Consider the following 20,663-nt stretch of genomic DNA (forward strand, 5'->3'; position numbering starts at 1 on the left):
CGGAGGTGCGTGGACGGTAGGAGAGATTGTGGGCGAAACGGTCGGTGGCGGCGGTAGTGATCCGTTCTGGTCGGGGCAGCGGTTCCTCAACGCGGTGACGGTGGTGACCCTGGTAGCGCTGGTGTTCGCGCAGTACTGGTGGTGGCGCGATCATGGGCGCCCGTTCTCGTGGGTCCTGCTGCTCGCCACACCGGCGCTGGCGTTCCTGCCCGCGGGGATCGTCGTGAAGGCCATGCGCAAGCGGTGGACCGCGCGATGGGCCGATGAGCACGGTTTCGACTATCAGCGCGCGGCCGCCTGGCCGGTGCCCGAGTGGGACTTCCCGCCGTTCACTATCGGCCGGGCACGGCGCTTTCGGGTCCGCGACGCGATGCGAGGCAGGATCGGCAGGTACCCCGCCGGCTTCTTCCACCTGACGTGGCTCAACAACAACAAGATCAACATCAGCACCCACTACCGCAACGTCTTCGTCGTGGACCTGCCCGCGGCGCTACCCCGATTGACTGTGGGGCTGACATCGGACCTCACCACCGGTGACCGGGTGGAGTTCGAATCCGCGGACTTCAACGAGCGCTTCTTCGTGCATTCGTCGAATCCGGCGTTCGCCCACGCCATCTTCACACCGCGCACGATCGAGGGGCTGGTGCACCTCGGGCTGCGCAGTCCGGCGGCGAGCGCGACCAAGTTCGAGATCGTGGGCAACCAACTGGTCGGGGTCACCATTCTCGGCAATCGACCCCACGAGATCACCACGGTGTTCGAGGCGATGCGGATAGTGGCCGACGGCATCCCCGGGTTCGTCTGGACCGACTACGCGACCCCGCTCACCCGGTCGGCGCGGGTCGGCTCCGACGCTGTCACAGAAGGGAATATCGCGTGAGTACCGCTGTCATCATCACCGTTGTCGTCGTGGGGCTGATCGTGGTTCTGTGGTACTTCGCCGCCTACAACGACTTCGTGCGGCTCCGGAACCTGGTCGCCGAAGCATGGAAACAGATCGACGTCGAGCTGCAGCGCCGCCACGACCTGGTACCGAATGTGGTGGCCACCGTCGAGCGGGCCGCGGCCTTCGAGCGCGGCACCCTGGAAGCGGTGATCGAGGCTCGACACCGTGCGCGCGCACTCACCGGCACCGCGTCTCCGACCCGGATCGGCACCGAGCCGGGGGCCGACGTGGCGTCGGTCGCCACCGCCGAGAACGCCCTGACCACGGCATTGGGCCGCCTGCAAGCCCTCGCCGAGGGGTATCCCGAGCTGGGAGCCGTGCGTAACTACGCGGCACTGCAGCGCGAGCTGGGCGACATCGAGGACCGGATCGCGGCGGCCCGACGCCTGTACAACGCGAATGTGCGTGCCTTGAATACCAAGGTCGAATCCGTGCCCGCCAGGCTGGTCGCCTCGCTGCACCACGTGTCCGGGGCCGAGTACTTCGAACTCAGCGGTCCGCAGCCGCGGACCGTGACCGACCTGGACCAGCTGTTCCGCGATCGGACGAACCGATAGCCGGGTGATCAGCGGTTGTCGAGATGGGCTCGGTCGGCGGCGTCGGTGCCCGCGGTCCAGCCTTCGGCGCTGCGGATGGTGATGCCTCGGGTACGGGCGGTGGGGAAGTAGGTGGCGAAGGCGTCGTCCACGCGCTGTCGGTGGCCGGCCAGGGCCGGGAGCAGGTGGGCGGGGTCGGCGGCGTCGGCGATGGTCGCTTCGGCGGTCGCGGTAAGGCGTTCGCCGACTCGCGTGGCGTAGGCGGTGAGGTAGGCCTTGCGGTAGTGGCGGGAGCGGGATTCCTCGGTGGTGGCGTTGTCGATCATGGTGCGGGTGGCTTGGACGAGCAGGGAGGTGGACAGGATCTCGACGGCGTCGAGGTCGGGGTCGTCGCCGACTATCGTGACGAAACCCCAGTCGGCCACGAAGATCGCGCGGGCCCGATTGGCCCGGGCGACCATGTCGATGAGCAGGGCCTTGGCGTCGGTGTAGGGGGTTTCCAGCCAGATTCGGCGAGCGGCGGGGAGATCGGGATCGGTGCGTTCGGCATCGAGCAGGGCACGGTCGATCGCGTATTTGGTCATGAGTTCCTGCGCCTTGGCGGACAGGGTTTCGGCCTCCTCGGCGAAGGAAGTCGACTCGGCCTTGGCGAGCAGGCCGCGTACCCGGCCGAGGGTCCTGGCGTCGACATGGTGGTGGGCGGTGGTCTGCCTGCTGGTCCCGGGCAGCGCGACGATCTGCTCGAGTTTCGGGAGTCCGATGAGCAGGGCGAGCGCGGTCATGGCCGTGGTGAGCGCCTCGTCGCGAGTGAGCAGCGCGCGGTCGGCCCACTGGTCGAAGTGGGGGCGCTCGGCGGTCCACCAGCGGGTGGCGCGCAGCTCGTCCAGGTGCGATTGCCAGATCTCGTCGACGGAGTCGGCGGGGAAATCGGAGCGGTGCTCAGCCATCAGATCGGTCAGATAGCGCACCGCGAACTCGTCGACCCGCCTGCGCGCGGCCTCGTGTACGTCACGGGGTAGCCAGCCGAACTCGAAGGCGCGCAAGATGATTCGTGCCGCGGCGAGGTCCACTCCGGTGCCCAGGTCGGCGTCCGCGACGCCGTCGACGAATCGCCGGATCGTGTTCGCCTCGCCCTGGGCGGCGAGGAAGGCGACGGTCGCGATCGCGTCGGCCATCCGCGACCGGTCGCCCGACAACGCGGCATCGATCGGAAGTTCGGGAGCGGCTGCCGGTTTACGGCCTGTCCGGCGCCGACGGTTCTGCTTGGCCAAGGGGGTCGCGTCGATCCTGTTCGTGGAGGTGCCACCGTCGAAACGAGGGTGGGTGGTGTTCGCGGCGTCCATTCTCGCGCATCGGTCCCGGGCGGGTTCGTCGTCATCGGGCCCGGTGTCGAACGCCTCGCGCCGGGCCGGGTGAGTCTTCCGGATGTGCGCTCGTAATCGTCACTCGCCCAAGGGAACTGCGCGAAGGGGGTGTTGGAAGTCGGCCGGTGACCTTAGGCTGGCGCCATGAATTATCGGGGGATGGTGCTCGACGAACGAGCCGAACTGGTCGAACTGCTGCGGGGGTTGAGCGAGCAGGAATGGGAGACGCCGTCGCTGTGCGCGGGGTGGCGGGTTCGCGATGTCGTCGCGCACCTGCTGCAGGACACGCTGAGCCCGCTGGGCTACGCCGGGCTCGTGGTGAAGAGCCGAGGCTCGATCAACCGCACCAACAACGCGCTCGCGACCATGTTCTCGGCGCTGACGACCGAGCAGTTGGTGGACAAGCTCGCCGCCGAGTCGGGTCGCCTGGCGAGGTTCTCGCCCCGGCTCATGCTCTCCGACCTCGTCGTCCATCAGCAGGACATCCGCCGTCCCCTCGGTCGTCCACGCACGATCCCCGCCGACCGTCTCATCGCGGTCCTGAACTACCCCGACCCCTTCGCCGTCCCGGCCAGATATGCCAAGGGCCTGCGTTTTCTCGCCACCGATGTCGTCTGGTCCGGCGGCGACGGACCGGAAGTACGCGGCCCCGGCGAGGCCATCGCGCTGGCGATGGTCGGCCGCACCGCCGCGCTCGACGACCTCACCGGCGGCGGACTCCCCGAACTCCGCCGCCGCCTCGGCTGAACTACTACAGCATCGGGGAATCGAGTTCCCGCACGAGCCAACGGCCCCACACATTGGTCAGTTCGACGTTGATGGCCAAGTTCAGGCGCTGGGGTTCGGGCGAGTTCGCGTTGGTACGGATCTGCGTCAACGTCACCAGAATGTTGGCGTTGAGCAGATCGCCGCTCACCGCGCCGCAGGTGATGTTCTCGGCGGTCGAGCGAACCTCCGCTTGACGCATGGCCGCCGCCAGCGCGTCCCTGGACTGGGTGAACTCGGCGTGGAATGTGCCCGTGCTGCGGTCGAGGACACGCTGGAAGTAGCCGTCCAGGTCGTGCGCGTGGTCGTAGGTCGAAACCTCACGGCCGAAATCGCAGCCCGCGAGCCGCGCCGTGTCCGGGGGGCCCGCTGCCGCGTTCGGCGCCACGATCACCGCCGCCACGGCGATCGAACCCAGCAAACTACCCAGTACACCTGTACGGAACACGATTTTCCTTCGATCGAAAAAGGGTTTTCGCGGATCTCCCGCGCCGGAACGAACTGTATCCAGCACCGCCGACATGACCTGTAATCGACCGCCGTTCACCAGGATTCGGCTCCAATGACGTCGTGGCGAAGGTCGGCCAGGTCGACGTCACAGGGTGGCCGCGGTAGCCGTCCTCGACGGTGCGGCGGGGTCGCCGACGACAGCGGAGTCCGGTGACCGAGCTGTCGTCGACGCGGACCCGCGAAGACCGTGTCGATGACGTCCATGCCGCACAGGCAGTGCCTGACGTGCGCGCCGCACCACGTCTGTGCGCGGGGTGCGGGTGACACGGACCTCATCGGCGGCGGACCGTTGCGGGAACGGCGACACAGACCCACTAGTCTGAATGCGTGAGTCTTGTGCTGTTGCCCGCTGTCGATGTCGCCAATGGTGAGGCCGTGCGCCTCGTGCAAGGGGAGGCCGGTAGCGAAACGAGCTATGGGTCGCCTCGGGACGCGGCATTGGCATGGCAGCAGGCGGGGGCCGAGTGGGTGCATCTGGTGGACCTCGACGCGGCCTTCGGTAAGGGCAGCAATCGCGAACTGATCGCCCAGGTCGTCGGCGAGCTCGACGTGTCGGTCGAACTGTCCGGTGGGATCCGCGACGACGATTCGCTGAAGGCGGCGCTGGCCACCGGATGCGCGCGGGTCAATATCGGCACCGCGGCGATCGAGAACCCGCAGTGGTGCGCACGAGTACTCGGCGAGTACGGCGACCGGATCGCGGTGGGGCTCGACGTCAAGCAGATCGACGGGCAGTGGCGGCTGCGCGGTCGAGGCTGGGTGACCGACGGCGGCGACCTGTGGGAGGTGCTCGAACGCCTCGAGCGCGACGGTTGCTCGCGCTATGTGGTCACCGACGTCTCCAAGGACGGCACACTGACCGGCCCCAACCTCGGGTTGCTGAGCGAGGTCGCCAACGCCGCCGAGGCGCCGGTGGTCGCCTCCGGCGGCATCTCGGTACTCGACGACCTCGTCGCGATCGCCGGCCTGGCCGACGACGGCGTGGAGGGCGCGATCATCGGCAAGGCGTTGTACGCGGGCCGCTTCACGCTGCCCGAAGCCCTGGCCGCGGTGCGCTGACAACACTGATGACCGCCGCGCTGAGCACCGCCGAACTGACCGACCTGCTGACCGTCGCCACCCAGATCCTCGACGGCGTGGTCCCGCGTTTCGTCGAAGGACTCGGTGCGCCGAGCGCGGTGACCAAGGGCCGCAACGACTTCGCCACCGAACTCGATCTCGAACTGGAACGGACCATCTCCGCCGATCTCCAGCAGCGGACCGGCATCGCGGTGCACGGCGAGGAGTTCGGCGGGCCCGCGCTCACGTCGGGCACGGCCTGGGTGCTCGATCCGATCGACGGCACCTTCAACTACTCCTCCGGTCACCCGATGTCGGGCACCCTGCTGGCGCTGGTACACGAAGGCGAGCCGGTGATCGGCCTCACCTGGCTGCCCACGCTCGGTCGCCGCTACACCGCGGTGAGCGGTGGTCCGGTGTACCTCGACGGCGAGGCGTTGCCGCCGTTGGCCCCGGCCGAACTCGCCGACTCGATGATCGGTTTCGGCGCCTTCAACCTCGACTCGGCCGGTCGGATCCCCGGCCAGTTCCGATTCGACCTGCTCGGTGCGCTGAGCCGGTTGTCCTCCCGGGTCCGCATGCACGGTGCGACCGGTATCGACCTGGCGTTCACCGCGTCGGGGGCGCTCGGCGGCGCGGTCGTGTTCGGCCACCACCCGTGGGACAACGCGGCCGGAGTCGCCCTGGTGCGCGCCGCGGGAGGTGTGGTCACCGACCTGGCCGGCGCGCCGTGGACGATCACCTCCGGCTCGGTGCTGGCCGCCGCGCCGGGCGTGCACAAAGAACTGCTGGACATGATCTGCACCGTCAGCGAAGAAGAACGAGGGTGAACCCGATGACACCGCGCACCGACGAACGAGCGGGCACCACCGCGCCGAGTACCCTGGCGGTTCGCGTGATCCCGTGCCTCGATGTCGACGCGGGCCGCGTGGTCAAGGGCGTCAACTTCCAGAACCTGCGCGATGCGGGTGATCCGGTGGAACTGGCCGCGACCTACGACGCCCAGGGCGCCGACGAACTGACCTTCCTCGACGTCACCGCCTCCACCGGCGACCGGGGCACCATGCTCGACGTGGTGACCCGCACCGCCGAACAGATCTTCATCCCGCTCACCGTCGGCGGCGGGGTACGCACGGTCGAAGACGTCGACCGGCTGCTGCGCGCGGGCGCGGACAAGGTGTCGGTGAACACCGCCGCCATCGCGCGCCCCGAGGTGCTGTTCGAGATGTCGCAGCGCTTCGGCGCGCAGTGCATCGTGCTCTCGGTCGACGCCCGCACCGTGCCCGACGGGCAGCCCGACACCCCGTCCGGCTGGGAGGTCACCACCCACGGCGGCAAGCGCGGTACCGGCATCGACGCTGTCGAATGGGCTATCCGCGGCGCCGAACTCGGGGTGGGCGAGATCCTGCTGAACTCGATGGACGCCGATGGCACCAAGGCCGGTTTCGACCTGACGATGATCGCCGCGGTGCGCGCCGCGGTGCGAGTACCGGTGATCGCCAGCGGCGGTGCGGGTGCGGTGGGACACTTCCCGCCCGCCGTCCACGCCGGTGCCGACGCGGTACTCGCCGCGAGCGTCTTCCACTTCGGCGACCTCACCATCGGCCAGGTGAAGGACGCGATGCGCGCGGACGGCATCACCGTCCGCTGACCCGAACTCGGTCGCGCCCGAATTCGCACCACGCTGATTCCACGGCCGCGCGGGCGATGGAATCAGCGTGCGCCGATCGCTATGACAGCGGTGATCGACAGCGTTGTCACGGGGATGAGCATCGGAATCGCGTTGTCCCCGTTCAGTACCGACCCTGCCGCCAACAGTGTGGACACGGCCATCGACCAGGCGAGGGCGGCCGCCGCGGCCGGACTGAGCTCGGTGTGGTCGGGCCAGGCTTTCAACAGTGATTCGATCCTGTTGACGGCCTTGATCGGTCGGGCGGTGCCCGGGATCGAAGTGGGCACCTCGGTGGTGCCGGTGCCGGGCAGACATCCGCTGCTGGTGGCGGGCCAGGCGCAGACCGCGCAGGCGGCGACCGGCGGACGGTTCGTGCTCGGGCTGGGGCTCGGCGCCCGCTCGCTGTCCGAACGCGCGTTCGGCGGGCAGTTCGACCGGCCGGCCCTGCGGCTGCGCGAATTCCTCACCGCGCTGCGGTCGATTCTCGACACGGGTGAGGTCGACTTCCGCGGTGAGACGCTGACGGCCGCCAATCCGATGCCAACGGCGGTGGCGGGCGCCGACCCGACGGTGCCGGTCCTGGTCGCGGCCATGGGGCCGCAGGCACTGCGGGCCACCGGCGAACTGGCCGACGGCACGCTGCCCTTCCTGGTGGGCCCCGACGCGCTGGCCGAGCACATCGTCGCCCCGTTGACCGCCGCCGCGACGGCCGCGGGCAGGCCGCACCCCCGCATCGTGGCCATGGTGCCCGGCGTCGTGACCGCCGATGTCGGCGCGGCGCGCGAGATCGCCGAGGCGAAAACCGCCTTCTACGACACGATTCCGTCGTATCAGCGCGTGGTCGCGCTGTCGGGTGCCCAGCGGGCCGCCGAACTCGTGGTGATCGGCGACGAGGAGACGGTCGCCGCCCGCGTGGCCGACTACTTCGCCGCGGGCGCCACCGATGTGGTGTTCACCCAGACCGACCTGACCACGCCCGAGGACCAGCAGCGCACCTGGCGCCTGCTCGGCGAGCTCGCACGAGCCCGCTGAGCAGGCGTCACAACCCCATCTCGGCGGCGATGACCGTGCGCAGGACCTCGCTGGTGCCGCCCACGATGCGATCTATGCGGTGGTCGGCGTAGAGGCGAGCGATGGGGGAGTCCGCGAGATAGCCGACCCCGCCGTGCAATTGGAGGCAGCGGTCGATCACCCGGCCCGCCGACTCGGTGCAGAACAGCTTCGCTGAGGCGGCGTCGGCCGGGGTCAGGTCGCCGCGATCGTGGGCGGCGAGCGCGCGATCGACGACCGCCTCGATGGCGTCGACCTCGGCGCGGCACGCGGCGAGCTCGAACTTGGTGTTCTGGAAGCTCGCCACCGAATGCGTGAACGCGGTGCGCTCGGCGGTGAAGCGTCGCGCGAAACGCAGCGCAGCCCTGGCCTGCGCGTGCGCGCCGACGGCGATGGTGAGCCGTTCCCTGGGCAGCTGGGCGGTGAGATGGTCGTCGCCGCGGTGTGGTTCACCGAGTCGATCGGTCACCGGCACCCGCACATCGGTGAACGTGAGTTCGGCGGTGTCGGAGACCTTTCGGCCGAGCGTGTCGAGGGCGCGTCCGACCCGATAGCCGGGGGTCGCGCTGTCGACGACCAGCAGGGACAGGCCGTAGGTGGGGTCGTCGGCGCTCGGCGGCGCGGTGCGCGCGCACACGATGACCCGGTCGGCGTGCACTCCGCCGGTGACGTAGGTCTTCGAACCGTTGAGCAGGTATTCGCCGCCGTCCAGCGACAACGGCGCGGTGGTGCGCATACCCGCCGGTTCCGTGCCGGTGCCCGGCTCGGCGACCGCGAGCGCGAACATCGTTTCGCCGGTGACGAATCCGGGCAGCCAGCGCCGCCGCTGCTCGGGGGTCGCCAGGTCGTTGATCAGCGGCAGACAGCGCGACACATGAGCGCTGGAACCGCCGAAAGATACTGCCGCGCGGGCGATCTCCTCGGCGAGCACCGCCCGGTACCGGAACGAGTCGAGGCCACGACCGCCGTGTTCGACGGGCACCTCCATGCCGAGTACTCCGAGTTCGCCCAGCCGGTAATAGAATTCGCGCGGCACCAGTCCCTCGTCGTACCACTTCCCGAAACTCGGGACGACCTCGGCGTCGATGAACGCGCGCATCGTCGCGCGGAAGGCGCGGTGCTCGGCATCGAAGACTGTTCTGCGCATGGGGATTTCCTTACCGGCCGGCAACGGCCACGAGCCGGCCCGCCCGACGAGGTGGTCGGGCGGGCCGGCGAGAACGGCGGTGGTGGTCTACTTCGGCGGTGTGGGAACCGCGGGGTCCTTGCAGTACGCCCCGAGATCGGCCGGGCACGGCGCGAGAATCGTCGAGAAGTACTGGTAGGCCGAGAAGACGGCCAGCGGCCCGCCGACGGTGACCAGGCCCAGCATCGTGCCGACCGCGCCGAGCGTGGCCGCGCCGAGCACACAACCGGCCACCGTGGCACCGACCCACGGCACCAGCAGCACGATCACCGGGCTGGCGATGGCCGCACCCGCGGCGCCGCCGACCAGACAGCCGACGCCGCCGCCGACCACCGCGCCGACGATGGCCGCTACGGCGCCGCCGACGCCGAGGCGCTGGCTGAGCACGCCGAGCGCGGCTTGATCACGCGGGGTGAAGGACTCGGCGATCTGGCGAGCGGCCGCGTCCTGGGTGATCACGTTCGTGGCCGCGGCCACCGGGGCGCCGCCCTCCCTGGACGGGGTCAGGGTCGCGGTGCCGCCGTCGATGGTGGCCGCGATCGGGAACACCTTGTCGTCCATGCGGTAGGTCAGCGGCAGCGCGGCGACCGGGGTGTCGGCGCCGGTGGTGAGCAGCAGCTGACCGTCGACGACCTGCAGTTTGCCGTCGGTGGACAGCACCGCGGAGTCACCCTGCCTGCTCACCTCGTAGCGGACCTCGGTCTGCGGTGCCGGATCGGCGGTGCCGGTCCCGGTGCTGACGCACAGCGCCAGCGCGGTCGTCATGGCCGCCGTGGCCAGAGTGGTTGACAACTTCATATTCGGATCCTCATCGTTCGGATATTTCGTACTGCCGCGCGTGCTGGGCTGCGCTGCGCGACGTCTGGGGCGACTACTTGCCGGTGGTGTCGATCAGGCCGCCGTCGGTGAGCGACCAGTGCTCGCCGACGAAGGTCTGGATCCCGACGGCCTGGAGTGGATAGCCGTCGTCGGCACCGGTTTTCATCGAGATGCCCGGCAGCATCAGGTCGGCGGAGACGTTGTCGAGCGAGCGCATCGCGTCACGCAGGCCCTCTCGCGTCGGGCACTTCGCCGCCTCCATGGTCTTGCGGAAGCTCTCGGCCATCGTCCATCCGGCCATCGCGTGCTGGTTCTCCGGATCGGCGCCGGGGGCGTACTGGGTGAGCTTGGATCGGTAGGTCCGCATGCCCGCGTCGGTGGCCCAGCGCGGGTCGGCGGCGTCCTTGAGGAAGGCCGCGGTCACCGTGCCCTGGACGTTGGCCAGCCCCACCGGTCGCAGGGTGGCCATGGTGTTGGAGACCACGGCGAGCACGTGCAACGGATTCCAGTCGGCGTTGCGCACATCGGCGGCCAGTGCCTGCGAGGCGAATTTCGGCGTCGAGAAGTTCAGCAGCACATCGGCTTTGGAGTTGGCGAGGTTGCGCACCTGGGCGTCGACGGTGGGGTCGGTGACCTCGAAGCTCTGCTCGGCGATCACCTTCACCCCGCTGCCCGCGACTCCCTCGGTGAACGCCGCCAGCAGGTCCTTGCCGAAGTCGTCGTTCTGGTAGAGCACCGCCACGGTCGCGTTCGGCTTCTGCGCCTTCACGTACTGCGCGTAGGCCAGACCCTCGGTGCGGTAGCTGGGCTGCCAGCCGATGGTCCACGGGTGCTCGGTGCCCGCCCCGAATTTGTTCGCGCCGGTGGCGACGAAGACCTGGGGCACCTTGCGCTGGTTGAGGTAGTCGGCGACTGCCGAAGACGTTGCCGTGCCGAGGGTTTGGAAGACGGCGAACACCTGGTCCTGTTCGACCAGGCGGCGGGTCTCCTCCACGGTCTTCGGCGGCTGGTAGCCGTCGTCGCGGACGATGTATTCGACCTTGCGTCCGTTGATGCCGCCCTGTTCGGCGTTGATGTAGTCGAAGTAGGCCTTGGCGCCCTTGGGGACCTCGCTGTAGGCCGAGGCCGGACCCGACAGCGGGTACGCTCCGCCGAGTTTGATGGTGCTGTCGGTGATGCCGATGGTCTGCTGGCCCTGGCAGTCGCCTTGACCGACGGAGCCGGTCTCCTCGCCACGACCACCACACGCGGTGAGGGTCGCGAGCAGCGCGGCCGTCACACCGATGGAGCGAATTGCCCTAGTGCGCATGATTTTTCCCTTTCCGGACACGATGTCCGAGCCATTGCGTCCACTGGGTGGCCAGGCCGGCCAAACCCTTCGGCGCGAGGTACATGACCGCGATGATCAGCAGTCCGAAGATGACGCCCGGTGCGGCCTGATTGACGTCCTGGGCGAAACTGGGCACGAACATCACGAACAGTCCGCCCAGCAGCGGGCCCCAGGTGGTGCCGAGGCCGCCCACCACCAGCCCGGCCAGCAGGGTGATCGACAACGTCAGCGCGAACGAGTCGGGCGAGACGAACGCGATCACCCAGGTGTAGACCGAGCCGGCCACCCCGGCCAGCAGCGCGCTCCACGCGAAGGCGAGCGTCTTGTAGTGCGCCAGGTTCACCCCGAGCACCTCGGCGGCGATCTCGTTGTCGCGCATCGCGTGCAGCGCGCGGCCGACTCGGGAGCGCAGCATCCCGGCGACCAGTACGAAGCTCAGCACGGTGGTGGCCAGCGCCAGGAAGTACAGCCACTGGTCCTCGGCGAGGCCGGTCCACGCGGGCGGCACCGGCTTGTCGACGACCAGTCCCATCGAGCCGCCGGTCAGGCTGTCGAACCGCTTGAGCAGGGGGACCAGGAAGATCGCGATGGCCAGGGTGACCAGTGCCAGGTACAGCCCACGCAGTCGCAGCGCCGGGACGCCGAGTGCGAAACCGAGGACGAAGGTGATGGCCGCGGCGATCGGGATGGTCGCGAAATACGGTGTGTCCCAGTGCTCCATCGCGATCGCGGCGGTATAGGCACCGACCGCGAAGAACGCGCCGTGGCCGAGCGAGATCTGGCCGGTGTGACCGACCAGCAGGTTCAGCCCGAGCAGGGTGACCGCGTAGATCATCGCCATGGCCAGCTGGAAGGTGTGGAAGGGCGCCAGCTCGAAGGGCGCGACGCAGGCCACCAGGAGAACTGCGGCCGTCGCGATGATCGGCAGGCGCAGCGTAGTCAGCCGGCGCGGTTTCGGGTCGGGTTTCGCGACCGGCGCCGCCGTAGGCGTGGCCGCGATGTTCACTTCGCTCATACTCTTTCCACCGCCGCGTGTCCGAACAGACCTTGTGGGCGTAGCAGGAGCACGCCCAGGATGATCACCAGCGGCACACCGATCTTGAGTTCGGTGCCGATCGCGTCGACGTACGCGCCGGTGAGGGTTTCGGCGACGCCGACGATCAGACCGCCCGCCACCGCGCCGCCGGGGGAGTCGAACCCGCCCAGCGTCGCCGCCGCGAAGGCGTAGATCAGGACTCCGCCCATCATGTTGGGTTCGAGGAACAGCAGCGGCGCCGACAGCACGCCCGAGACCGCCCCGACCAGCGCGGCCAGACCCCAGCCGAGCGCGAGCACGGTGCCGACCCGGATGCCGACGAGTTTGGCCGACTGCGGGTTACACGCCACCGCCCGCATCGCGAGCCCGATCCTGGTGTAGCGGAACAGCAGATACAGCAGCGCCATGACCACACCGACGACGAGCAGGACGCCGAGACTGCCGTAGCCCACGCTCAGACCGCCCCCACGTAAAGCGCCCTCTGGGAAGGGATTCGGGAACGACTTGGTCTGATACGACCAGATCCAGCCCGCGGCGGCGTGGATGGTGAAGAACAACCCGACGGTGACGATCACCAGGGTGATCTCGGGCGCGCCCTCGACCGGACGGATCACCACCCGTTCGATCAGCATGCCGCCGACGAAGGAGAGGGCGAGGGTCAGGATCAGCGCCGCCCAGAACGGCATGATCTGACTCAGCTGCCAGGCCAGGAACGCCGAGAACATGGCCAGCTCACCCTGGGCGAAATTGACGATCCCGGTGAATCGGTAGATGAGCACCAGCGCCAGCGCGAGACCGGCGTAGATAGCGCCCGCGGACAGGCCCTCGACGAGTTGCTGCAGGAATTCGATCACGGCTTCACCTGGATTCCCAGGTAGGAGCGGGTGACCTGCTCATCGGCCCTGATCTGTGCCGCGGTGCCGGACAACACGATGCGCCCGGTTTCCAGGACGTGCGCCTGCTGGGCGATACCGAGCGCCAGGTGGGCGTTCTGTTCGACGACGATCACCGTGGTGCGTTCCTCCTGATTGATGGTGGCCACGATCCCGAACAGCTCCTGGGTGACCAGTGGTGAGAGGCCGAGCGAGGGTTCGTCGAGCAGCAGCAAGCGCGGCCGCAGCATCAGCGCCCGGCCGATGGCCAGCATCTGCTGCTGGCCGCCGGACATGCCGCCCGCGGCGTCGCGCTGTTTGTCGCGCAGGATCGGGAAGTAGTCGTAGACGCGGCGCAGATCGGTATCGACGGCGGCGCGGTCACGGCGGGGGTAGGCGCCGAGGCGCAGGTTCTCTTCGACGGTGAGCGGGGCGAAGGTCCCGCGCCCCTCGGGAACGTGGGCGACACCGAGGCGCGCCATCGATTCCGGTGCGCGACCGGATACTTCGTCACCGTCGAGGACCAGGCTGCCGCGCACCTTGATCATCCCGCACAGGGCGCGCAGCAGAGTGGTCTTGCCCGCGCCGTTCGGGCCGAGGATCGCGCACACGGTGCCCTGCTCGACCGAGAAGCTGACGCCGTGCAGGACTTTCGCCGCACCGTAACCGGCACGCAGATCGGTGACCGTCAGGAACGCGTTGTCGGCCGTCGGCCAGTGCTCGCTCATGCCGAAGCTCCCAGGTAGGCGCGGATGACGGCCGGATCCTGTTGCACCGCTTCGGGTTCACCCTCGGCGATCACCTGGCCGAACTCGAGGCAGATCACCCGATCGCAGGTGCCCATCACGAAACCCATGTGGTGTTCGACGACGATCACGGTGAGCGCGAGGTCGGCTTGCAGGCCGCGCAGGCGGGCGGCGAATTCGTCCACCTCCCCGTGGCTCAGGCCGTTCACCGGTTCGTCGAGCAGCAGCAGCTGTGGCCGCACCGCCAGCGCTCTGGCGAGTTCGATGCGCTTGAGGGTGCCGAAGGGCAGACCGGCGGCGGGGTGATCGGCGACCGCGGTCAGGTCGAGGCGTTCGAGCAGTTCGTCGGCCTCGGCGCGCAGCAGCTTCTCCTCCCTGCGGACCTTCGGCAACCGCAGTCCGGCGGAGACGAAGCCCGCGCAGGCCCGGTGGTGCGCGCCGACGAGGATGTTCTCGCGCACCGAGAGGCGGGGGAACAGACCGAGGTTCTGGAAGGTGCGGGCGATGCCGAGCGCGGCCAGTGCGTCGGGTCGCACCGTGGACAGATCGGTGTCGAGGTAACGCATGGTGCCCGACGTCAGCCGGTTGCGCCGGGTCATGCAGTTGAACAGGGTGGTCTTGCCTGCGCCGTTGGGTCCGATCAGGCCGACCATCTCGCCGGCAGCGACCGTGAACCCGACGTCCTGTAAAGCGGTGATGCCGCCGAAGCGCACCGTCAGGTTGGTTATCTCGAGCATGTGACGAACACTAAGACCGCAGGTCGGAGCCCACATCGGACGTTGCGGACCAAGAACTGGCGGCGGTGCTCGTCCGCTGCGGACAGTGTGACGTGGTTGACACTGTGGGCGCATTGCCTGCACACTCCCGAAATATGTCAGCTGGATCACTTTTATCCGTTTCGACCGAGTCCGATCAGGTGCGGGCCGAGCGTCACCGGATAGCGGGCGCCGCCTACGACCACGCCGACGAGATCGCCGACGATGTGATGGCCAAGATCCGCGCCGAGCTGCCCGGCTACGCCTGCGCGGGCCCCGGTCTGCTCGATGACGTGCACGATCAGCTCGCCAGGCTGAGCCGCACCGGGCTCGGCGCGTTGCTCGAGCACCGCCGCGTCTGCCCGTCCGACGTCGCCTATGCCCGGCAGGCGGCGGCGCGGCGGGCCCGTACCGGGCTGCCGCTGGTCGACTACATCGCCGCGTTCCGGCTCGGGCAGCGGGCCATCTGGAAATCGCTGCTCGCGCACGCGGGCGATTCCGAGGCGGGCCGCGCGGCCGTGCTGTCGCTGGCCGGTCCGCTGGCGCGCTACACCGACCTGATCAGTACCCAGGCCACCGACGCGTACCTGGAATTCCAGCAGTACGTGGCCGCCGAATCGGGGCGCGACTCGCAGGCGCTGATGGACGCGTTGCTCGATGGGGCGCTGCCCGCGAGCGGTCCGCACCTGTCGGTGGCCACCGCGCACGGCATCGGGGCCGAACGCGCCACGCCGGTGGTCGTGGTCACCGCGGTGGTCCTGGATCGGGGCGAGGAATCCTCCGAAAGTCTGCTCCAGGCAAGACAATCGGTGTCCGCGGCGCTGGCGCGCTGCACGGTCAACGGATTGCGGACCTTGTCGGTGGTGCGTGGATCCGAGATCGTCGCGGTGCCCGCGCTCGGTGCGGGCACCGCGGCCGACGGACTGTGTGAGCGGCTGCGCGCGATGGGGGACGAACTGGGCGCGGAGGGCATCACACTCGCCATCGGGGTGAGTACCACGGTGACCGAGGTCGCCCAGATTCCGCGCGCCTACCGGCAGGCGCAGGCCGCGCTCGAGCTCCTACCCGAAGGCGGTGGGGTGCTGGCGCTGCCACAGCTCACGCCCTTCAAATATCTGCTCCTGCGTGCCGATGACACGACCCGCCAGCTGGTCGACCCGCGCATCGGCAGCGCACTGGCCGAGGATCGGGTGCGCGGCGGAACTCTCGCCGAGACGATCCGCGCCTTCGCCGCCGCGGACATGAATCTGCGCGAAGCCGCCGACACCCTGCACATCCACCTCAATACGGCCAAGTACCGGCTCGGCCGGATCCAGGAGCTCACCGGTCGCAACGTACGCAGCGTGAACGACCTCGTGGAACTGCTGGTGGCCATCGAACTGGCTGCTGTTATAAACGAGGCATGAGCCTCGACCCCGCTATCGCCGCCCGCCTCAAGCGCACCGAGGACGGACTGATCGCCGCGATCGCGCAGGAGAAGGCCACCGGCGACGTGCTGATGATGGCCTGGATGGACGACGAGGCGCTGGCCCGCACGCTGGAAACCCGCAAGGCGACCTACTATTCGCGTTCGCGTCAGCAGTACTGGATCAAGGGCGAGACCTCCGGGCACACCCAGTACGTGCACGAGGTGCGCCTGGATTGTGACGGCGACACGCTGCTGTTGATCGTCGATCAGGAGGGCGCGGCGTGCCACACCGGCACCCACACCTGCTTCGACGCCGACCTCCTGCTCGCCGCCGGCTAGTCGCCGTCCTCGACCAGGATTCGCCGCAGCCGGTCGGACAGCGTTTCCCCGAGTACCGCGAGCTGGGCTGTCTGCTGCGCGGTGAGACCGTCGAGAACGAGCGCGCGCACGGCGTCCACATAGCCGGGGGCCGCCTCGATCACTTTCTCGAAACCCGCGTCGGTGAGGACCGCGTACACCCCGCGTCTGCCGGGGGTGGTGTCGCGCCGCGCCCAGCCGAGGCGTTCCAGCTTCGAGACCACATGCGACAACCGCGATAGCGACGCATTTGCCTTGTGGGCGAGATCACTCAGCTGCAGGCGGTGGCCCGCCTCCTCGGACAGCAGGCTGAGCACGCGGAATTCGAAATGGGTGAGCCCGGACTCGCGTTGCAGCCGGGTATCGAGTGCGCTGGGAATTCGGGTCATGAGCGCGACGACCGCGTGCCATGCGCGTTGTTCGACAGGGTCGAGCCACTGGGTCATCGACGGTACTGCCTCGCGGCCGGACAGCGGACATGGTGGAGTGAGGCGCGCACAGTAAAGAGTTTGCCACGACGTCGCTGCGGCGTCCGCGAGTTGGTGGTGGTGGTGAGGTCACTCACATCGTCGCGGGACTGCCGGTGAGGGTCAGTGGTCGCCGGTCATCGGCGGTGTCGTCGGCGGGGGCTGTGCGGCGGTCGTGGATCGGCGACGGCTGAATCCGCGCCTGCCCATCAGGGCGAGCACCAGCGCGAACAGCACCGCCGCGATGATGGCGCCGACCAGACAGGCGCCGCGGAACGCGGGAGCGTCGACGTCCAGAATGCGCTGACCGGCGTGTGCGGCATTGTTGCCGCCGAGCACGATCGTCAACGTCATCAGATTCGGCAGCGAGCACACCAGCGCGACGATCACCGCCGCGCCCGCCATGAACTTGCCGCCCTTGCGCTTCCATACCCACACCGCGAATACCAGCAGCAACAGTGGCACCAGGGTGAATACGAACCCGTACACCAGGCCCCACCAGATGCCCGAGCTGAAACTGCCGTGCACGGTGCCTGCCAGCCGCTGCGCCCACCATCGGGGGATGAAGGAGGACAGGATGACATAGGCGAGCACCAGCACCACCGCCGTGGCGACCGCGCCGATCGCCCGGTTACGCCAGACGACGGCGGTGGACTTCTGACTGCTCGACTGCACCTCGCCGGTTGTCATCCGCCCAGCGTAGGTGCGGCGATTCGCCGGGCGTCGTTGCGTCGCCCGGCGATTCGCCGACCGGTACTACTCGGCGGCGGTGCTGCGTTCGCGCAGGAAGGCCAGTGCTTCGTCGGCATGCACGGCCGCCCGCAGCTCACCGGTGACGATCTTCAGAATCGTGCGGTCGGTGTCGATGACGAAAGTGTGCCGCTTCACCGGGGCGAGTTTGCCGAGCAGCCCACGCTTCACGCCGAACGCGGCGGCCACCGCGCCGTCGGCATCGGACAGCACGGGGTAGTCCAGGCGCTGTTTGGTGGCGAAACCGGCCTGCACCTCGGTGCTGTCGGTGCTGATGCCGACACACGAGGCGCCCAGCGCGGCGAACTCGCCGCTCAGATCACGGAAGTGGCAGGCCTCGGCGGTGCACACCGGGGTGTTGGCGGCGGGATAGAAGAAGAGCACCACCGGGCCGTCGGCGAGCAAGTCGTCGAGCGAGCGGAGCTGGGCGGACTGATCGGGGAGCTCGAACTGCGGAGCGCGCTGGCCTGGCTGCATGCCCAGACAGTAACGACCCGCGGTCCCGCGTGCGACAGGGAACGCGCGCGAGTGTAGTGATGCCGGTCACCGCGCGATTCGGCGCGGGATCGGGTCCGCGCGCGTCGGCGGCGGCACGCCTGGGATGATGGGCCTATGCAGGGCGCGTCGACACCAACCACCACGACCCGCGAACAGTTCCGGCTGCTCGCCGCCGAGCACCGGGTCGTCCCGGTGACCCGAAAGGTACTGGCGGACTCCGAAACTCCGCTCTCGGCCTATTCCAAACTGGCGGGCGACCGGCCGGGCACCTTCCTGTTCGAATCCGCCGAGAACGGGCGTTCGTGGTCGCGCTGGTCGTTCATCGGCGCGGGCAGCCCGTCGGCGCTGACCGTCGTCGACGGCGAGGCGGCCTGGCTCGGCACGGTGCCCGCCGACGCGCCCACCGGCGGTGACCCGCTGCGCGTGCTGCACGAGACCCTCGAATTACTGCGCACCGAACGGCTGCCCGGTCTGCCGCCGCTCACCGGTGGCATGGTCGGCTTCCTCGGCTACGACGCGGTGCGCCGGATCGAACGGCTGCCCGAGCTCGCCACCGACGACCTGCGTCTGCCCGAGCTCGTGCTCATGCTGGCCACCGATCTGGCCGCGTTCGATCACCACGAAGGCGCGATCACCCTCATCGCCAACGCGGTGAACTGGGACGGCACCGACTCCAGGGTCGACGACGCCTACGACGACGCCGTCGCCCGGCTCGACCGGATGACCGCCGCGCTGGCCACCCCCGCGCCTTCCACGGTGTCGGTCTTCGACCGGCCGGAACCGCAGTTCCTGCGCAGGCGCACCACCGAGGAATTCGGTGCGGGCGTGCGCCGCCTGATCAAGGAGATCGAGGCGGGCGAGGCGTTCCAGGTGGTGCTCTCGCAGCGCTTCGAGATGGACTACACCGGGTCCCCGCTCGCGGTCTACCGGATGCTGCGGGCCTCGAACCCGAGCCCGTACATGTATCTGATGCACATCCCCGACGGCGAGGGCGGCACCGCGTTCTCGATCGTCGGTTCGAGTCCCGAATCGCTGGTCACGGTGAAAGACGGGGTGGCGACGACACACCCGATCGCGGGCACCCGCTGGCGCGGCGAGAGCGCCGAGGACGACATCCTGCTCGAGAAGGATCTGCTGGCCGACGAGAAGGAGAACGCCGAGCACCTGATGCTCGTCGACCTGGGTCGCAACGATCTGGGCAGGGTCTGCCGTCCCGGCACGGTGAAGGTCACCCAGTACCGCCACGTCGAGCGGTACAGCCACGTGATGCACCTGGTGTCGACAGTGTCCGGGCTGCTCGCCGACGGCAAGGTCGCGCTCGACGCGGTCCGAGCCTGCTTCCCCGCGGGCACGCTGTCCGGTGCGCCGAAGGTGCGCGCGATGGAGTTGATCGAGGAACTGGAACCGACCCGGCGCGGCGTGTACGGCGGTGTGGTCGGCTACCTGGACTTCGCCGGCGACGCCGATACCGCCATCGCCATCCGTACCGCCCTGCTCAAAGACGGCACCGCTTACGTCCAGGCCGGGGCAGGCGTGGTCGCCGACTCCGATCCGGTCGCCGAGGACACCGAGGCCCGCAACAAGGCCATGGCGGTACTCAAGGCGATCGCCGCGGCGCAGACCCTGCGCACCTACGAAGGCGGGGCTTTATGACGGCCACGCCCGGAGAGGACGACCTCGGTCGGTCCGCCGACGCGACGGACACCGGCACGTCGGCGAACACCGATGCGACGGCGGACACCGACCTGTCGGACGCCGACGTGCTGAACACGGACGTGGCGGACGCCGACGTGCCGGACGCCCACGTGCCGGTTGCGGGCGCCACGGCGAAGCCGATCGTTCCGGTCGTCCTGCTCGCACTGGCGGCCGCTGGTCTGTGGGTGTCCTCGCGGATGACGTGGGTGACGGTGCACTCCGCCGACGGGCTCACCGAACCGCGCACCGACGACCTCGACGGCGGCGTGTGGTTCGGTGCGCTCACCCCGCTCGCGCTGGTGCTGGTCGCCGCGATCGCGGCGGTCTTCGCGGTGAAGGGGGTGCTGCGGCAACTGTTGGGGGTGGTGATCGCGGTGGTGGCCGCGGCCGCTGCCGTGCCGGGCTTCGCGCTGACCGTCGGCGCGGGCAGGACCGCCGATCGCGCGGGCACGCTGGCCGAACTGCCGGTGCGCGCGGTGGTCGACTCCGCCGAGGCCCACCTGGGTCCCGCGATCCTCTCGATCGTCGCGGCGTGCCTGGCGCTGGCCGCGGGCATCCTGCTCACCCGCCGCACCGGCGAACGCGCCGAGGTCTCCGACAAGTACGACAACCCGGTGTTCCGCAAGGCCGACGCCAGCGCCGCGGTGAGCAAACAGCACGCGGCGACCGGTTCCGCGGCGCCACTGTCGGACCGGGTGCTGTGGGACGCCCTCGACGCGGGCACCGACCCGACCGACACTCCCGACACTCCCGGCGCCGAGCACGGGCCGACCGGGGAGAACAAGTGACCAGCAGCACCCCCGCCGCAGTGACACGCGCGGCGGGCATTTATTCTTTACCAG

At 69.2% G+C, this 20,663-nt stretch carries 23 protein-coding genes; 11 read left to right on the forward strand and 12 right to left on the reverse strand.

Annotated features, from left to right (window positions below; translation table 11 throughout):
• Positions 1-28 precede the first annotated feature (28 nt).
• Both NA12_RS30645 and NA12_RS30650 read left to right on the forward strand, forming a co-directional pair.
• The gene (locus NA12_RS30645) at positions 29-880 is read left to right on the forward strand and encodes a DUF3137 domain-containing protein (protein WP_243655122.1); all 852 of its coding nucleotides are present in this window, start codon (positions 29-31) and stop codon (positions 878-880) included.
• Positions 877-1,503, forward strand: coding sequence for a LemA family protein (locus tag NA12_RS30650; protein WP_067459465.1), 627 nt, complete (start codon positions 877-879; stop codon positions 1,501-1,503). Before NA12_RS30645 ends, NA12_RS30650 begins: the two co-directional genes overlap by 4 nt.
• An 8-nt stretch (positions 1,504-1,511) precedes the next feature.
• On the opposite strand, the gene NA12_RS30655 is transcribed toward NA12_RS30650, so the two are convergent.
• Positions 1,512-2,825, reverse strand: coding sequence for a DUF2786 domain-containing protein (locus tag NA12_RS30655; protein ID WP_243655121.1), 1,314 nt, complete (start codon positions 2,823-2,825; stop codon positions 1,512-1,514).
• A 165-nt stretch (positions 2,826-2,990) separates the two neighbouring features.
• On the opposite strand from NA12_RS30655, the gene NA12_RS30660 reads away from it, so the two are divergent.
• Complete coding sequence (locus tag NA12_RS30660) at positions 2,991-3,593, forward strand: maleylpyruvate isomerase family mycothiol-dependent enzyme (RefSeq protein WP_067459468.1); 603 nt, start codon at positions 2,991-2,993, stop codon at positions 3,591-3,593.
• Positions 3,594-3,597: 4 nt separating this feature from the next.
• On the opposite strand, the gene NA12_RS30665 is transcribed toward NA12_RS30660, so the two are convergent.
• Complete coding sequence (locus NA12_RS30665) at positions 3,598-4,059, reverse strand: hypothetical protein (protein WP_067459471.1); 462 nt, start codon at positions 4,057-4,059, stop codon at positions 3,598-3,600.
• A gap of 389 nt (positions 4,060-4,448) precedes the next feature.
• Here NA12_RS30665 and priA point away from each other — a divergent pair, with 389 nt between their 5' ends.
• The 4 genes from priA (at position 4,449) to NA12_RS30685 (ending at position 7,884) form a co-directional block, all read left to right on the forward strand.
• The gene (gene priA / locus NA12_RS30670) at positions 4,449-5,180 is read left to right on the forward strand and encodes a bifunctional 1-(5-phosphoribosyl)-5-((5-phosphoribosylamino)methylideneamino)imidazole-4-carboxamide isomerase/phosphoribosylanthranilate isomerase PriA (protein ID WP_067459474.1); all 732 of its coding nucleotides are present in this window, start codon (positions 4,449-4,451) and stop codon (positions 5,178-5,180) included.
• Positions 5,181-5,188: 8 nt separating this feature from the next.
• The gene (locus tag NA12_RS30675; protein ID WP_067459477.1) at positions 5,189-6,010 is read left to right on the forward strand and encodes an inositol monophosphatase family protein; all 822 of its coding nucleotides are present in this window, start codon (positions 5,189-5,191) and stop codon (positions 6,008-6,010) included.
• A gap of 5 nt (positions 6,011-6,015) precedes the next feature.
• Positions 6,016-6,831, forward strand: a complete 816-nt coding sequence (gene hisF / locus NA12_RS30680; RefSeq protein ID WP_067459593.1) for an imidazole glycerol phosphate synthase subunit HisF — start codon at positions 6,016-6,018, stop codon at positions 6,829-6,831.
• Positions 6,832-6,945: 114 nt separating this feature from the next.
• Positions 6,946-7,884, forward strand: a complete 939-nt coding sequence (locus tag NA12_RS30685) for a TIGR03564 family F420-dependent LLM class oxidoreductase (RefSeq protein ID WP_084473249.1) — start codon at positions 6,946-6,948, stop codon at positions 7,882-7,884.
• Positions 7,885-7,891: 7 nt separating this feature from the next.
• Here NA12_RS30685 and NA12_RS30690 read toward each other — a convergent pair whose 3' ends face one another.
• From NA12_RS30690 to NA12_RS30720, 7 genes are all read right to left on the reverse strand, one after another.
• The gene (locus NA12_RS30690) at positions 7,892-9,049 is read right to left on the reverse strand and encodes an acyl-CoA dehydrogenase family protein (protein ID WP_067459484.1); all 1,158 of its coding nucleotides are present in this window, start codon (positions 9,047-9,049) and stop codon (positions 7,892-7,894) included.
• 87 nt (positions 9,050-9,136) lie between these two features.
• On the reverse strand, positions 9,137-9,886 hold the full coding sequence (locus tag NA12_RS30695; RefSeq protein ID WP_067459486.1) for a DUF8020 domain-containing protein: 750 nt from the start codon (positions 9,884-9,886) through the stop codon (positions 9,137-9,139).
• A gap of 73 nt (positions 9,887-9,959) precedes the next feature.
• Positions 9,960-11,216 (reverse strand): ABC transporter substrate-binding protein, encoded by a 1,257-nt coding sequence (locus NA12_RS30700; RefSeq protein ID WP_067459489.1) that lies wholly within the window; start codon positions 11,214-11,216, stop codon positions 9,960-9,962.
• The gene (locus NA12_RS30705; protein ID WP_067459492.1) at positions 11,206-12,252 is read right to left on the reverse strand and encodes a branched-chain amino acid ABC transporter permease; all 1,047 of its coding nucleotides are present in this window, start codon (positions 12,250-12,252) and stop codon (positions 11,206-11,208) included. Before NA12_RS30705 ends, NA12_RS30700 begins: the two co-directional genes overlap by 11 nt.
• Positions 12,249-13,127: a branched-chain amino acid ABC transporter permease gene (locus NA12_RS30710; protein ID WP_067459495.1), complete on the reverse strand. Its 879-nt coding sequence runs from the start codon at positions 13,125-13,127 to the stop codon at positions 12,249-12,251. The genes NA12_RS30705 and NA12_RS30710 overlap by 4 nt, the downstream gene beginning before the upstream one ends.
• Entirely contained in the window at positions 13,124-13,873 is a 750-nt protein-coding gene (locus NA12_RS30715) for an ABC transporter ATP-binding protein (protein WP_067459498.1), read from the reverse strand. The genes NA12_RS30710 and NA12_RS30715 overlap by 4 nt, the downstream gene beginning before the upstream one ends.
• On the reverse strand, positions 13,870-14,628 hold the full coding sequence (locus NA12_RS30720; protein ID WP_067459501.1) for an ABC transporter ATP-binding protein: 759 nt from the start codon (positions 14,626-14,628) through the stop codon (positions 13,870-13,872). The genes NA12_RS30715 and NA12_RS30720 overlap by 4 nt, the downstream gene beginning before the upstream one ends.
• 179 nt (positions 14,629-14,807) lie before the next feature.
• On the opposite strand from NA12_RS30720, the gene NA12_RS30725 reads away from it, so the two are divergent.
• On the forward strand, positions 14,808-16,052 hold the full coding sequence (locus NA12_RS30725; protein ID WP_255284114.1) for a PucR family transcriptional regulator: 1,245 nt from the start codon (positions 14,808-14,810) through the stop codon (positions 16,050-16,052).
• On the forward strand, positions 16,049-16,393 hold the full coding sequence (gene hisI, locus NA12_RS30730) for a phosphoribosyl-AMP cyclohydrolase (RefSeq protein ID WP_067459507.1): 345 nt from the start codon (positions 16,049-16,051) through the stop codon (positions 16,391-16,393). Before NA12_RS30725 ends, hisI begins: the two co-directional genes overlap by 4 nt.
• Here hisI and NA12_RS30735 read toward each other — a convergent pair.
• The 3 genes from NA12_RS30735 to NA12_RS30745 form a co-directional block, all read right to left on the reverse strand.
• Positions 16,390-16,857 (reverse strand): MarR family winged helix-turn-helix transcriptional regulator, encoded by a 468-nt coding sequence (locus tag NA12_RS30735; protein ID WP_067459510.1) that lies wholly within the window; start codon positions 16,855-16,857, stop codon positions 16,390-16,392. The two genes, hisI and NA12_RS30735, sit on opposite strands and share 4 nt — an antisense overlap.
• Positions 16,858-17,001: 144 nt before the next feature.
• Entirely contained in the window at positions 17,002-17,568 is a 567-nt protein-coding gene (locus tag NA12_RS30740) for a permease (protein ID WP_067459513.1), read from the reverse strand.
• Between the two features lie 66 nt (positions 17,569-17,634).
• Positions 17,635-18,105 (reverse strand): peroxiredoxin, encoded by a 471-nt coding sequence (locus NA12_RS30745; RefSeq protein ID WP_067459516.1) that lies wholly within the window; start codon positions 18,103-18,105, stop codon positions 17,635-17,637.
• A gap of 135 nt (positions 18,106-18,240) precedes the next feature.
• Between NA12_RS30745 and NA12_RS30750 the strand changes: the two genes are divergently transcribed.
• Both NA12_RS30750 and NA12_RS30755 read left to right on the forward strand, forming a co-directional pair.
• A complete protein-coding gene (locus NA12_RS30750) occupies positions 18,241-19,779 on the forward strand; it encodes an anthranilate synthase component I (protein WP_067459519.1) in 1,539 nt (512 codons plus the stop codon).
• Positions 19,776-20,609, forward strand: a complete 834-nt coding sequence (locus NA12_RS30755; RefSeq protein ID WP_084473251.1) for a TIGR02234 family membrane protein — start codon at positions 19,776-19,778, stop codon at positions 20,607-20,609. The genes NA12_RS30750 and NA12_RS30755 overlap by 4 nt, the downstream gene beginning before the upstream one ends.
• Positions 20,610-20,663 lie beyond the last annotated feature (54 nt).

The sequence above is a fragment of the Nocardia alba NBRC 108234 genome, assembly GCF_001612665.1.
GTDB lineage: Bacteria > Actinomycetota > Actinomycetes > Mycobacteriales > Mycobacteriaceae > Nocardia > Nocardia alba.

Bases quoted from the DNA above. Each gene is read 5' to 3' on its own strand.
- NA12_RS30655 (WP_243655121.1), bottom strand. From the start codon at position 2,825: ATGGACGCCGCGAACACCACCCACCCTCGTTTCGACGGTGGCACCTCC.
- NA12_RS30660 (WP_067459468.1), top strand. From the start codon at position 2,991: ATGAATTATCGGGGGATGGTGCTCGACGAACGAGCCGAACTGGTCGAA.
- NA12_RS30675 (WP_067459477.1), top strand. From the start codon at position 5,189: ATGACCGCCGCGCTGAGCACCGCCGAACTGACCGACCTGCTGACCGTC.
- hisF (WP_067459593.1), top strand. From the start codon at position 6,016: ATGACACCGCGCACCGACGAACGAGCGGGCACCACCGCGCCGAGTACC.
- NA12_RS30685 (WP_084473249.1), top strand. From the start codon at position 6,946: ATGAGCATCGGAATCGCGTTGTCCCCGTTCAGTACCGACCCTGCCGCC.
- NA12_RS30690 (WP_067459484.1), bottom strand. From the start codon at position 9,049: ATGCGCAGAACAGTCTTCGATGCCGAGCACCGCGCCTTCCGCGCGACG.
- NA12_RS30695 (WP_067459486.1), bottom strand. From the start codon at position 9,886: ATGAAGTTGTCAACCACTCTGGCCACGGCGGCCATGACGACCGCGCTG.
- NA12_RS30700 (WP_067459489.1), bottom strand. From the start codon at position 11,216: ATGCGCACTAGGGCAATTCGCTCCATCGGTGTGACGGCCGCGCTGCTC.
- NA12_RS30705 (WP_067459492.1), bottom strand. From the start codon at position 12,252: ATGAGCGAAGTGAACATCGCGGCCACGCCTACGGCGGCGCCGGTCGCG.
- NA12_RS30715 (WP_067459498.1), bottom strand. From the start codon at position 13,873: ATGAGCGAGCACTGGCCGACGGCCGACAACGCGTTCCTGACGGTCACC.
- NA12_RS30720 (WP_067459501.1), bottom strand. From the start codon at position 14,628: ATGCTCGAGATAACCAACCTGACGGTGCGCTTCGGCGGCATCACCGCT.
- hisI (WP_067459507.1), top strand. From the start codon at position 16,049: ATGAGCCTCGACCCCGCTATCGCCGCCCGCCTCAAGCGCACCGAGGAC.
- NA12_RS30735 (WP_067459510.1), bottom strand. From the start codon at position 16,857: ATGACCCAGTGGCTCGACCCTGTCGAACAACGCGCATGGCACGCGGTC.
- NA12_RS30740 (WP_067459513.1), bottom strand. From the start codon at position 17,568: ATGACAACCGGCGAGGTGCAGTCGAGCAGTCAGAAGTCCACCGCCGTC.
- NA12_RS30745 (WP_067459516.1), bottom strand. From the start codon at position 18,105: ATGCAGCCAGGCCAGCGCGCTCCGCAGTTCGAGCTCCCCGATCAGTCC.
- NA12_RS30750 (WP_067459519.1), top strand. From the start codon at position 18,241: ATGCAGGGCGCGTCGACACCAACCACCACGACCCGCGAACAGTTCCGG.
- NA12_RS30755 (WP_084473251.1), top strand. From the start codon at position 19,776: ATGACGGCCACGCCCGGAGAGGACGACCTCGGTCGGTCCGCCGACGCG.